At 70.1% G+C, this 13,381-nt stretch carries 9 protein-coding genes and 1 pseudogene; 6 read left to right on the top strand and 4 right to left on the bottom strand.

The genetic code is table 11. The annotated features are described in order from the left end of the window. Window positions 1-82: 82 nt before the first annotated feature. The gene (locus ACWGSR_RS22870) at window positions 83-1,924 is read right to left on the bottom strand and encodes a hypothetical protein (RefSeq protein WP_453568522.1); all 1,842 of its coding nucleotides are present in this window, start codon (window positions 1,922-1,924) and stop codon (window positions 83-85) included. A 446-nt stretch (window positions 1,925-2,370) separates the two neighbouring features. On the opposite strand from ACWGSR_RS22870, the pseudogene ACWGSR_RS22865 reads away from it, so the two are divergent. The 3 genes and pseudogenes from ACWGSR_RS22865 to ACWGSR_RS22855 all read left to right on the top strand — a co-directional run. Then, a pseudogene (locus tag ACWGSR_RS22865) lies at window positions 2,371-3,577 on the top strand (IS3 family transposase); the annotation flags it as partial. 3 nt (window positions 3,578-3,580) lie between these two features. After that, on the top strand, window positions 3,581-4,303 hold the full coding sequence (locus ACWGSR_RS22860) for a glycoside hydrolase family 38 N-terminal domain-containing protein (RefSeq protein ID WP_453568610.1): 723 nt from the start codon (window positions 3,581-3,583) through the stop codon (window positions 4,301-4,303). A 9-nt stretch (window positions 4,304-4,312) separates the two neighbouring features. After that, window positions 4,313-6,034 carry a hypothetical protein gene (locus ACWGSR_RS22855; protein ID WP_453568608.1) on the top strand — a complete coding sequence of 574 codons (1,722 nt, stop codon included), beginning with the start codon at window positions 4,313-4,315 and terminating at the stop codon, window positions 6,032-6,034. A gap of 258 nt (window positions 6,035-6,292) precedes the next feature. On the opposite strand, the gene ACWGSR_RS22850 is transcribed toward ACWGSR_RS22855, so the two are convergent. Then, window positions 6,293-6,940, bottom strand: a complete 648-nt coding sequence (locus ACWGSR_RS22850; RefSeq protein WP_376235482.1) for a response regulator transcription factor — start codon at window positions 6,938-6,940, stop codon at window positions 6,293-6,295. Next, entirely contained in the window at window positions 6,937-8,037 is a 1,101-nt protein-coding gene (locus ACWGSR_RS22845) for a sensor histidine kinase (RefSeq protein ID WP_453568606.1), read from the bottom strand. The genes ACWGSR_RS22850 and ACWGSR_RS22845 overlap by 4 nt, the downstream gene beginning before the upstream one ends. 183 nt (window positions 8,038-8,220) lie before the next feature. On the opposite strand from ACWGSR_RS22845, the gene ACWGSR_RS22840 reads away from it, so the two are divergent. From ACWGSR_RS22840 to ACWGSR_RS22830, 3 genes are all read left to right on the top strand, one after another. Further along, on the top strand, window positions 8,221-8,961 hold the full coding sequence (locus ACWGSR_RS22840; RefSeq protein ID WP_453568520.1) for a class I SAM-dependent methyltransferase: 741 nt from the start codon (window positions 8,221-8,223) through the stop codon (window positions 8,959-8,961). Continuing rightward, on the top strand, window positions 8,958-9,605 hold the full coding sequence (locus ACWGSR_RS22835; RefSeq protein WP_376235486.1) for a DedA family protein: 648 nt from the start codon (window positions 8,958-8,960) through the stop codon (window positions 9,603-9,605). Before ACWGSR_RS22840 ends, ACWGSR_RS22835 begins: the two co-directional genes overlap by 4 nt. A gap of 821 nt (window positions 9,606-10,426) precedes the next feature. Next, complete coding sequence (locus tag ACWGSR_RS22830; RefSeq protein WP_453568604.1) at window positions 10,427-11,815, top strand: aspartate ammonia-lyase; 1,389 nt, start codon at window positions 10,427-10,429, stop codon at window positions 11,813-11,815. 81 nt (window positions 11,816-11,896) lie between these two features. Here the strand turns inward: ACWGSR_RS22830 and ACWGSR_RS22825 are convergent, their stop codons facing one another. After that, window positions 11,897-13,327 carry a pre-peptidase C-terminal domain-containing protein gene (locus ACWGSR_RS22825; RefSeq protein WP_376235491.1) on the bottom strand — a complete coding sequence of 477 codons (1,431 nt, stop codon included), beginning with the start codon at window positions 13,325-13,327 and terminating at the stop codon, window positions 11,897-11,899. Window positions 13,328-13,381 lie beyond the last annotated feature (54 nt).

Genomic DNA, 13,381 nt, shown 5'->3' with positions numbered 1-13,381 from the left:
CCCGGTGCCCCGCGTCTCGAGCGATGCGGGGCACCGGAGCCTGCGTTCTTGCCGGGCCAAAGCGTCGAGCCCGGTGGACGGGTCAGGCGGCGGACGGTGCGTGGTCGAAGAACCGGTTGCCGGCGTCGAGATGGATCTCCCTGACTTCGGGGTAGTCACGGGGGAGGGGATCGTTGGTGGCCGCGATGATCTGGCAGCCGTATCCGTCTGTGGCGGGATCGGCCGCGATGGAGATCAGCGTGTCGATCAAGCGCAAGCTCGTCTCCTGGTCCAGGCCCGTCGAGCCGAGACCCGACAACGGCGAGTCGATGATCAGCAGCGGTGGCACGTGAACCTGGGCATCAACGCGTCCGAGGTCACGCAGCGCCAGGAGCAGCGCGATGTTGGTCACGGCCTTCGGGTTGCCGCCCACGGAGCTGTCGTCGAACGACTTGTCCGCCTCGTTGCGCTCCTTGACCCGGGTGGTGAAGTCGGCCGGGTCGATGAACGCCGCCTCCACGGCCGGGTTGATCTGCTGCAGACGCCGCAGGAAGAACTCCGACCACCGGCCGGTGACCTCCTTGCGGCGCACCTCGTCAGCAGCCTTCGCCGCGTCCCTGGCGGCCTGCGCGGCCTTCATCCGCTCCTTGGCCGCGGTGATGGCCAGGGCCTGTGCCTTGATGTAGTCGGCGTTGTCGATCTGCTTCTTCAGCTGCGCGATGTCCCGGCTCAGACCGAAGGCTTCCTTCTCCGCCTGCTGTGCCGCCTGGCGGGCGGGAGCCAGATGGTCCCGCTCGTAGGCGTCGCGCTGCGCGAGCGCGTGCGCGGCCGCCTCCTCAGTGGCCCCCGATGCCCGCTCCGCGCCGGCCACGGCCTCCTGCAGACCCTTCAGGTCCAGCCGCAGACGGTCCGCCTTCGCCCGCGCCGCCGCGACCTGCTTCTCCCTCCGGTCCTCAGCACCGTGAACCGCCTGGCCGCACTGCCGGCACTGCCCCGGCTCCCGCTCAGGAAGCCCCTGGCCACACCCCGCACACTCCATCGGGGGCGTCGAGAGCAGCCCGGAGATCACACCCTCGGCACGAGCGAGATCCGCTGTGGTCCTGTTGAACCGGGTCCGCGCGTCCTCGGCCTGCTTTGAAGCCTTCCGCCGCTGCTGCTCCGCCGCCTTGTGCAGAGCCACCAGCCGGCCGTGCTCACCCACAGCGGTCGACAGCGCCGCAGCCGTGGCCTGGGCGCTTCCCGCTGCCGCCTTGTGCTCACGTTCCTTCTGGCGGTGTTCCTGACGTGTCGCCTCCGGGTCTGTGAGGACTCCCGTATCACGCAGCCGCTTGAACTGGGTCAGAGCCGTCTGCGCCGCACGGTGCTGAGACTCGGTTTCCGAGGCATTCTTCTCCAGGCTCGCGAGGGCTTCGCTCCACAGACCCAGAATCACCTCCAGGGTCAGGATCCGTTCCTGCGCCTTTACCCCTCCGAGGAACTCGGAGGCGATCGTGGTCTGACGCAGGGCCATGACCGTGCCGTACAGGGTGTCCAGCGTGAGACGGGCGGTGCCGCGTGAGGCGGCCGGCAGACCCAGGAGGTCCTGGATGAACGCGCCGGCGGTCTTCTCCCCGGACGAGGAGCTGACGGGCAGCGGACGGCCGATGTCCTTCTCGTCGTCCAGATTCTTGATCAGCACCCGGGCCTGCGCCTCCGCGCCCCTGCGTGTGGCCTGCCAGCGGGTGCCGGCCACGCGGAACGTCAGACGGACCTCCTGACAGCCACGTACCTCCGGCATGACCCTCGCGGTGGTCAGCCCCAGCGGGTACAGCAGCGCCTCGACCGCTGTCGACTTGCCCGCCTTCGAGTGTCCCACCAGGAAAGTCACCAGACTGGTGAAAAGGCGGACCCGCCAGACCCCATCCCTCAAGAACTCAAGCCGCTCCACCACCAACGACGGTCCCACCGGACCTCCCTCACCGCAGACGCTGATACCTGACCCCAGGAACGATCTGCCGCCAGATGGGTGACGCCTGGAACAAGCCTTCTACGTTCGGCCAACCCTCGTCGGCGTCAGACGGGCTCCATCCGGCAAGGCATCCTCGGGCCGACGGCTTCGGATCCCCACGTCGCCATCCCGAGAGCCCCCCCCCGCGCCCGGTCCCGCTTTGCCTGACCGCCCTATACAGCGGTCACGTCGTGGATCCGATGGCGTCATCGACAAACCGGCGCACCAGGGCGTCGACGTCATGCACCGGAACCAGGACGGACCACTCGAGGACCGGTTCGTGCTGGTAACACTGCAACCGGGCGAGGACCGCTCCGTCCTCCTGGACGTGGAACAGGCCTTGACCCCGGATTTTGGACACCGGAGATACTTGGATCTTGACGGTCCAGGAGAACAGAGTCCCCGTGGGGATGAAGCACTACCCCGCCGAGTTCAAGGCGGACGCAGTCGCGTTGTATCGATCGAGGCCAAGAGCGACGATCAAGTCCGTCGCCAGCGATCTCGGAGTGAACACCGAGACGCTGCGCAACTGGATTCGGGCCGCCGACGGACGTCGTTCCGGCGCCCACTCCTTGGCGCCGGCCGTCGTCCCGGCCGGTGGTGACGCCGTCGAGGCGGAGCTGGCCGCTGCCCGGAAGAGAATCCGTGAGCTGGAGGAAGAACGCGACACCCTTCGCAAGGCGGCCCGGTATTTCGCGACGGAGACGCGCTGGTGAACCGCTGCCAGTTCGTTGAGGATCACCAGCGCCGTCACGGCGTGAAGCGGCTCTGCGACATCCTCGGCCTGTCCCGCTCGAGCTTCTACTACTGGCGCCGCACCGCTGCCGCACGAGCGGCCCGGCAAGCCGTCGAGGCTGAGCTCGCCGTCCGGACAGGCAAGGTTCACCAGGACTCCGACGGCACATACGGAGCCCCCAGAATCACCGCGGAACTCCGCGACGGGGCGGCCCGGTGGTCAACCACAAGCGCGTCGCGAGGATCATGCGGAGCATCGGGCTCGAGGGGGTCCGCCTGTGCCGCCGACACCGCACCACGCTCGCCAACCCGGCCACGGCGAAGGCACCGGACCTGATCGGACGTGACTTCACCGCTGCCACGGTGAACACGAAGTACGTCGGCGACATCACGTACCTACCGGTCAACGGCGCGAAGCCGCTCTACCTGGCCACCGTCATCGACCTCGCCTCACGCCGACTGGCCGGGTGGGCGATCGCCGATCACATGCGAGCCGAGCTCGTCATCGACGCCCTGGCGGCCGCCGAGCAGACCCGCGGCAGTCTCGAGGGAGCGATCATGCACACGGACCACGGGTCGCAGTATGCGAGTAGAGACTTCGCTGAAATCTGCAGGTCAGCAGGGGTCCGGCAAAGCATGGGAGCGGTCGGGTCCAGCGCGGACAATGCCGCAGCCGAGAGCTTCAACGCTGCCTTCAAGAGGGAGACGCTCAAGGGACGCAAAGGCTGGCCGGACGAGCGCCAAGCGCGGCTCGACGCCTTCCGCTGGCTGACCCGATACAACACCCGACGCCGGCACTCCCGCCTCGGCCAACGGTCCCCGATCGCCTACGAAAACGACCTCCAACCCACAGCAACTACCCTGGCCCAAGCCGCATGGATGTGTTCAAAATCCGGGGTCAAGGCCCCCGGGCGCCTGACCCTCGGCCTGTGGCACGTCCTCGCCGACAACCAGCTCGTCTCCGGCGAGAACCTGGTACGCAACCTGCTGACCGCCCGCCGCCTCGTCCCCGGCACTCTCGCACGTGTCGGTTACTCCCCGGACGCTTTCGGCCACCCTGCCGACCTGCCCCGGCTGCTGCGCGGATTCGGCATGGACACCGCTCTGGTCTGGCGCGGCGCCCCCGACGGCGTCGCCCGCTTCCGGTGGCGTTCCCCGGACGGTTCCGAGGTCTTCGCCGTCAACCAGGGCTACCACGGAGCGGAGGTCCTCTGGGCCGACGGACCCGCCGCCTCCGACTCCGCCGAGCGGCTGAGGGACTTCCTCCACGCCGAACACGCCCGGCTGCCCGACGGCCCATGGCTGCTGATGAACGGCGGCGACCACCTCGCGCCCTCCGGACCGGGCGAGCGCATCCGCGAGGCCGCAGCCGGCGCGACGACCACCGATGCCGTACTCCACGAAAGCACCCTGGAGGACTTCTTCACGGCCACCCGCACCGCGGCCGACGCACGGGGGGCGGCCGGCGAGCCACTGCCCGTCATCGAGGGCGAACTCCGCGAACCCGCCGGCTACCTCACCTTCATCCTTCCCGGCACCCTCTCCGCCCGCACCTATCTCAAGCAGGCCAACGCCTCCGCCCAAAACCTCCTGGAACGCTGAGCCGAGCCGATCCTCGCCCTCCACGCCGCCGACGACCCCACCCTGCGCGCCGACCTCGACCACGCCTGGGAACTGCTCCTGCGCAACGCCCCGCACGACTCGCTGTGCGGTTGCAGCGTGGACGAAGTGCACCGCGAGAACGCCGTCCGCTACGAGCGCGTTCACCAGCTCGGCGAACATGTCGTCAGGCGCGCACTGCTCGCGTCCGGACTGGACGTCCGTGCCTACGGCGACCCGCCACAAGACCACACTGACCTCGCCGTCCTCAACCCGCATGCGGACGACGCAGGAGGCCCTGTCACACCCGACATCCTCACCGCGCCCGACCGCCACCCGACCACGATCACCAGCCCGGACGGCACGCCCGTCCCGTTCGAAACCGAGACCCTCGGCGTCGAGACGGCCTTCGAAGCCGACCTCGACCTGCTGCCCGACTCCCGCCCCGCCCGTCGCCACCGCCTGTACTTGAACGTTCCGGCCATACCTGGTCTCAGCCGGACCGTTCTGCGCGTACGGCTCGGTGACGCACCCGCCGACGGTGCCGTTGCCCGGACGGACGACCGCTCCGACACACTTCCCGCTCCTTGCGGAGGCCACCTCACCGCGGCCGACGACGCCTCGCTGACGCTGACCCGCACCGACGGCACCGAGCTGGCGGGACTGGGCCTGCTCACCGACGGCGGCGACAGCGGCGACACCTACAACTACGACCCACCCCTCCTGGACAGCGTGATCACACCCCGACTCGTCGCATCCCGCACCCGCACCTCAGCCGTACGCACCGTCCTCGAACTCGACGCCGTACTCGACCTGTCCATCGAACTCGCCCCCGATCGCCAAAGCCGCAGCGAGCAGACCACCGCGATTCCGGTACGGATCGAGGTCACGCGCTGGCAGGGCGACCCACTGCTGCGCTGGCACATCACCTTCGACAACACGGCCCGGGACCACCGGCTGCGTTTCCACGCGCCCACCGCCCGGGCCGCGGACACCTGGACCGGCGACGGACAGTGGTGCCTGATCGAACGCCCCGTGCGCCCCGGCTTCGGCCCGCTGCCCACCGACCGGGGCCACGAAGCCGTCTGCGGCTCTGCTCCCGTGCAGAGCCTCGGCGTGGTCGGACGCGGCACGGACCGCACAGCGGTCCTCGCCCTCGGCCTCCCCGAGATGCGCGCGCTCACCGGCACGGAGACGGCCACCGGCGCGGAGCAGGAGATCGTGGTCACCCTCCTGAGGTCCGTGGGCTGGCTCTCCCGCTTCGACCTGCGCAGCCGCACCACCGGAGCCGGACCGATGCTCGCGACCCCTGAAGCACAGTGCCGGGGCCCGCAGACCTTCGACCTCGCGCTCGCCCTCGAGGACGCCGCCGCCACCGACACCGGTCTCACCCGCCGGGCTGCCGTTTTCCGTACACCTCTGCGCGCCTGGCAGCTGCGGCCGGGAACCACAGCCGAATCGTGCCTTGGCGCAATCCGCGTCGACGGTGCGCTGCTGGCCGCGCTCAAGCCCGCCGAGAACCGCGACGGCCTGATCCTCCGCCTCAGCAATCCCACCCCTGCGGCGTGCGAGGCCCGCGTCACCGCACCGGCCGGCACGCTCCTCCTTCCTGTCCGGCTGGATGAACAGCACACAGGGCGGCAGGCGGTGCTCCAGGGCACCGCGGAGAGCACCTGGCACCTGGCCCCCTTCGACACGCTGACGCTCCAGATCGGCCGACCCGACCGAAGGTGACGTGCCGGCTCCGGCCCGGCCGGACGCACTCACCACTGACGTGGGGACGGCCTTCCCCCTCAGAGGACCGCGGAAGTACGCCTCCGGCTCACGGACCGGCCTCATCCGGTCCCGGACCGGCGGCGGTCGCCCCCGGAGAGCGGTCCTCGCGCGTGGAGCGGGCGCGACCACGGAGGGCCCTGTGGGAGCCGGCGTCCACCGCTCGACCCGAAATGTCCGGGACTCGACGACGGGGGCTCGAGCAGGCAGGGGTGCGGATCAGGTGAGGCCGGCATCGCGGGCGAGGAGGGCCGCCTGGACTCGGTTGGTGACCTCCAGAACGGAGAGGATGCGGCTGACGTGTGCTTTCACCGTGCTCTCTCGCATGTTGAGGCGGGTGGCGATGTCGGCATTCGTGTCGCCACGGGCCAGGAGCGCCAGGACATCGCCTTCGCGGGGAGTGAGGTGTTCGAGGCGCGCGCGAGCAGCCGTTGCCTGGGGCTGGCCCGCGTGGTGGTAGCGGTCGATGAGGCGGCGGGCGGCCGTGGGGTGGAGCATGGCGGAGCCGGCGGCGACCAGGTGGACGGCGCGCAGGATTTCGGCCGGGTCGGTGTCCTTCAGGAGGAAGCCATCGGCTCCCGCGGCCAGCGCGTCATAGACATACTCGTCGAGGTCGAAGGTGGTCAGGGTGATGACTTTCGGCGGGTGAGGCAGGGCGCGCAGGCGTTTGGTGGCGGTGATGCCGTCCATGCGGGGCATGCGGACGTCGACCAGGGCGACGTCGATGCGGTGGGCGGTGGCCTGCTCGATGGCGTGGAGTCCGTCGGTGGCCTGGGCGACGACCTCGATGGTGTCGTCGCTGTCGAGGAGGTCGGTCAGTCCGAGGCGGACGAGGGCGTCGTCGTCGACGACCATGGCGCGGATCACGAATCGGGGCCGTTCTGTTCGGTGACGGGGTGGGGGATGCGGGCGGCCAGACGCCAGGCGCCGGCGCCGCCGGGCCCGGCATGGAGATGTCCGCCGAGTGCTTCGACGCGTTCGCGCAGGCCGATCAGGCCGAAGCCGGAGGGAACCGGCGGGAGGCCGGTCAGGCCGGTGCCGGGCGGGTTGGTGACCTCAACCAGGGTGGCGGGTGGGGCATAGGTGATACGGACGCCCACCGGTGCGTCGGGGGCGTGCTTGCGGGCGTTGGTCAGCGCCTCCTGGACCAGCCGGTAGACGGCCAGCCGGTGGGAAGCGGGCGCCTGCGCGGGGCTGCCCTCCACGGTCACGCTGATGGTCTGTCCGGCCGACCGCGCCTGCTCGATCATCTCTTCGACGTCGCGCAGGACCGGTGCGGGCTGATTGGCGGCAGACAGGGTCTCGGTGGTGCGCAGGGCGCCGAGTACGTCGCGCAGGTCGGTCAGGGCCTCAGTCGAGGCGGTGCGCAGCAGACTGAGGCGTTCGACAACAGGATCGGGCAATGTGTCCTTTTTGGTGGCCAGCACGCCGGTGTGCAGGGCGATCAGGCTGAGCCGGTGGGCGAGCACATCGTGCATCTCCGCCGCGATCGCGGAACGCTCCGCCATCCGCGCGGCCTGCTCACGCAGTTCCCGCTCGGTCCGCAGATGTTCCACCTCGGCGTTCAGCGCTTGGACCAGGCGGCGCCGGTTGCCCCTCCACAGCCCGCCGATCACGGCCAGCAGCAGGAAGAGCATCGCGCCGTACCGCTGCGGGATCCACAAGGACGCGGCCGGACTCAGCACGGCATTACCGGCGAGCGCCACGGCCGAGCAGACCACGGCCGCCCGTACGCGCCGCCGGTCGGCAAGATCGAACAGGGCGATCACGAACAACGGCAGCACGGGCCACCCCCACACGCCCGCGGCCACCGTGGTCAGACCCGGAGCGAGCCACCACCACAGCCGCCCTCCCGACAGCAGAGCCAGCCCGCACGCCAGAACCACCGCGCTGCGGACGGTGACGTAATTACCTCCGCTGGACATGGCCATGTTCTGTACAGCGCCCAGGGTCAGCAGCACCACCAGCGCGTAGCGCCCGTACACGGCCCATCCGCGGTTTCGTTCCTGTTCCACCTGTGCAGCGTAGGCAGAAGGCCGCTGCTTCCACCGCCGACGTTCTGCCCTGGCGACCCCCTACTTTCGTAGGGGAGCACGGTCGCACAAGGGACGATCCACAGGGATGAGCCCGTCCTTAGCGTCGAAGCCATGGACAACTGGACCACCTCACACGATCGTGTCCTCGCGCAGCGCAACGCCGAGGGCTGGATGTTCCTCATCGAAGCAGCCCGCGACCTGCGCGCCACCGGCGCCATCACCCCCAGCAGCAAGGCCCTGGGCCGCCTGCTCACCGACCCGGTGGACGAGCACGGCGCACGGCCCCTGAACGTCCTGGAGGTGGGCGCGGGAACCGGCTCGGTCACCCGCACCCTCATCCTCCGGCTCTCCCCGGGCAGCCGGCTGGACATCGTCGAGGCCAACCCCCGCTTCGCCGCCCAGTTGCACCGTCTCGTCCGCTCCCACCCGCGTCTGGCCGGTGAACGTGAGCGGGTCCGGGTTCACCACACCCTTGTCGAGCGCCTCGACACCGGCCGCCGCTACGACGTGATCGTCTCCGGCCTGCCCTTTACCAACTTCACCCCCGCCCAGGTCGAGACGATCATGGACCGGTACCTGGAACTGCTGGAGCCCGGCGGCACGCTCACCTACTTCGCCTACCGCGGCACCCGCTACGCCCGCACCCTGACCGCCTTCCCTGCCGAAGCCCGCCGCCACCGTGCCGTCGAAGACGTCCTGGCAGGCTACCAGCGCCGGTATGCCACCGGCTGCTGGAGCGTGTGGGGCAACCTGCCCCCGGCCAAGGTCTGGCAGCTGCGCCGACCCGCCCACTCGGCCGCCTCCACGGTCCCAGCGGTTTCGTCGGCCACCACGGTCGGTGCGAGCCGATGAACGCGCTGACCACTCTGATCAGCCAGGTCCCCACGCCCACCGCCTACGCACTCCTGGCCGCTGCGGTGCTCGCCGAATCCGTACTACTGATCGGCGCATTCGTCCCCACCCTGACCCTGCTGCTGACCGCCGGCGCGCTGGCCCGCGCCGGCGAGCTGAACCTCATCCTGGTCATCGCCACCACCTCGTGCGCGGTCGTGACCGGTGACGCCCTCGGCCACCGCACCGGTCACCTGCTGGGCAACCGCCTGCGCACCGGCCGCTTGGGCCGCCGCATCCCCGCCGGCGCCTGGCAGCGCGCCGATGCCCTCATGGCACGACGCGGCGGCCAGGCCGTCTTCCTCACCCGGTTCGTACCCGTCGTACGCACCCTGGCCCCGCACCTGGCAGGCGCCACCCGGATGCCCTACCGCAGCATCGCCCCCTACAGCCTGCTCGCCGCACCCCTGTGGGCCGGCGCGGAAGCCGGCGCCGGATACGCCGCGGCCACATCCATCCAGCACGCCATCGCCCTCGGCGGCCCCGCACTCGCCATCACCGCCGGTTTGACTGCCACCGCAATCCTGACCGCAGCCAAGGTCCGCCGCCGCAGGCAAACCCGCACCGCCGACCCCGACATCGGGGCGACCGCAGCGCACGCCTGACGGCACTTCCGGGAAGCACCCTCTTTACTCGGGGCAAGATCAACGGGTATGTGGGGAGCCACAGACTTGCCGTCGCCGTCCCTGCCACGGACCGTTCCGATCGCCTTGGCCAGGTGCTCGGCGTGGGCTTCGAGCAGCGGCTTGAGGTTGCCGCAGTAGGGCTGGCGGTCCGCTCTGCGCAGCCGGTGGAAGACGTTGTGCCGCTCCCGGATCCAGAGGGCGCGCAGTGCTGGTTCGGGAGCGGGATGCGGTGGCCGTGGCGAGGCCTGTCGCGAGCGGGGCAGTCCGATGGCGCTTACGGGGAAGCCGGCCTTGCCGCCCCGGCCGGCGTGAACGGTGCGCCGACCGCGGCCAGTGCCCTCACCCGGCCGGTTCTCATCCCGCTCAGCTCCGGCACCGCCGCCGATCATGGCGACCTCGTCGGCTTCGATCCCGCCCACCCCAAGGAGCTGCCGGGCGGCATGCGCCGGCTTCGCCCGCGTGCCTGTGGTCGAACCGGACGCGCTGGTGTTGGGCGAGCCGTTCCCCGCCCTCGACGTCCTCACCGCCGAACCTGCGCGGCGAGCCGGTGGGGCTGCGGGAACGGCCGTGCGAGAGCAGATGCAGCCAGGAAGCCTCTGCTGCGATGCGGGCCCGCTTCCCGGTACGCGGCTCGCCCTTCCAGCCGGGCAGGACCGCCGATGGCGGTGGACCGCTCGCGGTCTTCTGCGACCCTCATTGTAATAAGTAATTCTTTGAATGTATTGCGCGCCCCATCTGTAATGAATGATACTTCCTGTCGGGTGGCGCGAGCCGCCCGTGCCGACAGCGAGGGGCGGGACATGCGACGCGAAGAACGTGATCTTCTTGGTGTGCGAGAGGTGCCGGAAGGCGTGTACTGGGGCATCCACACCCTGCGCGCGCTGGAGAACTTCCCCCTCACGGGCATCCCCGTCTCGTCGCATCCCGAACTCGTCGTCGCACTGGCCGCGGTCAAGGAGGCGGCCGCACTGGCCCACCTGGAGCTGGGAACTCTTTCCGAGGAACGCGCCAGGGCCGTCGTGGCGGCGTGCCGGGAGATCCGTGGGGGCCGTCTCCACGACCAGTTTGTCGTGGACGTCTTCCAGGGCGGTGCCGGCACCTCGGCGAACATGAACGCCAACGAGGTCATTGCCAACCGGGCGCTTGAGATCCTGGGGCACCCGCGGGGCGGCTACGAGCACCTGCACCCCAATGACGACGTGAACCGGTCCCAGAGCACCAACGACGTGTATCCCACGGCGGCCAAGCTGGCGGTGTACGCCGCTGCGGGGCGGCTGCTCGATGCGATGACCGTGCTGCGCGACGCCTTCGGCGAACGGGGCGGTCGCTTCGCGAAGACGGTGAAGCTCGGGCGCACCCAGCTGCAGGACGCCGTGCCGATGACGCTGGGCCGGGAGTTCGACGCATTCGCCCTCACCGTACGGGACGACGCCGACTTCATCAGCCTGGCAGCGGCTTCCCTTCTGGAAGTGAACCTCGGGGGCACGGCGATCGGTACCGGCCTCAACGCGGACGAGGGTTTCGCCCGTCTGGCGGTCACCCACCTCGAAGCCGTCGCGTCCGTGCCGGTCCGTCCCGCCCGCGACCTGGTGGAGAGCACACAGGGCATAGGCGGATTCGTCCGGCTCTCCGGCGCCCTCCGCCAGTTCGCCGTACGGTTGTCCAAGATCTGCAACGACCTCAGACTGCTGGCCTCAGGTCCCGGAGCGGGCCTCGGCGAGATTCGGCTGCCAGAGCTCCAGGCCGGGTCGAGCATCATGCCGGGCAAGATCAATCCGGTGGTGCCCGAAGCCGTGAACCAGGTCTGTTTCGACGTCATCGGCATGGACGCCGCCGTCTGTGCGGCGGCCCAGGCGGGTCAGCTCCAGCTGAACGCCTTCGAGCCCCTGATGGTCCATCACCTGCTCAATTCCGCGAACCGGCTGGCCGCCGCCTGCCGGCTCCTGGCCGAGCGCTGCGTCGCCGGTATCGAGGCGAACGAGGGGCACCTGCGCGCTCTGGTGGAGGGGAGTGCCGGCCTCGCCACCGCTCTGAACCCGGTCATCGGCTACCAGCGGTCCACGGCCCTGGCCCGGGAGTGCCGGGAGTCGGGGGTGTCCGTCCGTGAGCTGGCGGCCCGCGAGCAGCTGCTCACCGACGGCGAACTCGACGAGCTGCTCGATCCGTGGCGTCTCGCCCGGCCGAGCTGAACCCGGCCGGGACGTCACGTGCGGTACGGGATGCCCGCGGGGCCCGGCCGCCTGTGCGGGGTCCCGCGGGACTCGACTGACTCAGCTTCTGGTGAGGGTGCAGGCGTAGGCGGCCGGGCCGGAGCCGCTGTAGGCCTCCACGTCGAGGTAGTAGGTGCCCGACCCGGTCGCGGTCCTGGTAAACGACAGGGATTCGTCGGTGCCCGCCCCGTCGTTCACCGAGCGGGTCAGGGTGCTGCCGTTCGCGTCGAGCCAGTACACGTCGGCGTCGTAGGCGGAGGGCACGGCGCAGTTCACCGAGACGCTCTGTCCGGCTGTCACGGATACCTTGAAGTAGTCGCGGTCGCTGGTCGACTTCATGTTGCCCGTGAGGGTGCCGGGAGAGGTGAGTGTGGTGGCGTCGTCGGCTGCGTCGCGGGTGTCGTTGGGCTCGCTCTCCGTGATCGTGGACCCGCCGCCCTGGGTGCCGCAGTCGGTCACGGGCGTCCCGTTGTAGAGGTTGGCGTCGGCCACGCCGTTCGTGACGCTGCGCAGGTAGTAGCCGCAGGTGGGGCGGTTCTTGAAATCGAAGGTGGAGCCCGGCGTCAGACGCCAGATCTTGAAGCCGCTGTAGGTGAGCGGCTTGCGGTCGACGGCCTGCTCCGGCTGGTGGTCGGCGAGGACGACGTAGGCGTCCTTGCCGTACTGCGTCGCCATGCCGTTGCGGTCGAGGAACAGGGACCCGCCGCCCTCCTCCACCCCGACGCCCCAGGCGGAGCCGCCGGGGGCGAGGCCGTCCTTCACGGCGCGTGCGAGGAAGGACATGGTGCGGCCCATGCGGTCGCGGGTCACGAAGTGGGAGTCGTTGATGACGGCTCCGTAGTTCGCCCATTCGAACATGCCGGTGGTGAAGCTGGCGTACCGGTCGTAGGGGTTGGCGAGAGCCTCCGCGCTGGTGATGCTGCCGTTGCAGGCGTCGTAAACGAGGGGACTGTTGATGTGGTGGCCGGCGCTTCCGCCGCCGGAGCCGCCGCCCTTGGCGACGACGGATTCGACGGACGCTTCGAGCGCGGTGCCCTTCCACGCGGTGTAGCGGCACTGGTCGCCGCCGGCGAAGTAGACGAACTCGGCGTTGCGGACGTCGGTGTTCAGCTGGCTGTTGTTCCCGTCGGCGGCGGCGGTGAGCGTCCACGTCGTGCAGGAGTTGACCCCGGCCAACCCCGTGATCGTGTCGCACTCCGGAGTCTTGCTGCCTGAGGTCGGCGCCGACCCGGCCAGGACGACCACGTCGAGAGCCCCGGTGCCGCCGCGGATCTCGTCGATGGCCCGGGTCATCGAAGCCGTCACGATGCCGCCGGCGCCGTTCATCGTGAACGCCGGGCCGTTCCATGCGCTGCGGCTGACGTCGGACGCGCTGCCGAGCCGGATCCGGTCGGCCGCCGCCTGCGCGGGCTGATGCGCCATCAATACGGAGGCCATCGCGGTGAGGACGACGGCGGCTGCTGCGGGGGCCCTGAAGGGACGGTGTGTCATGTGCACTCCTGAGAAGGGGCGAACTCGATGCTGCGGCCACCAGACGTGGGCCGC

Source organism: Streptomyces sp. NPDC055632 (assembly GCF_053618675.1).
Note: the sequence above shows the minus strand (reverse complement) of the source record. Positions and strands in the feature narration are given on the sequence as shown.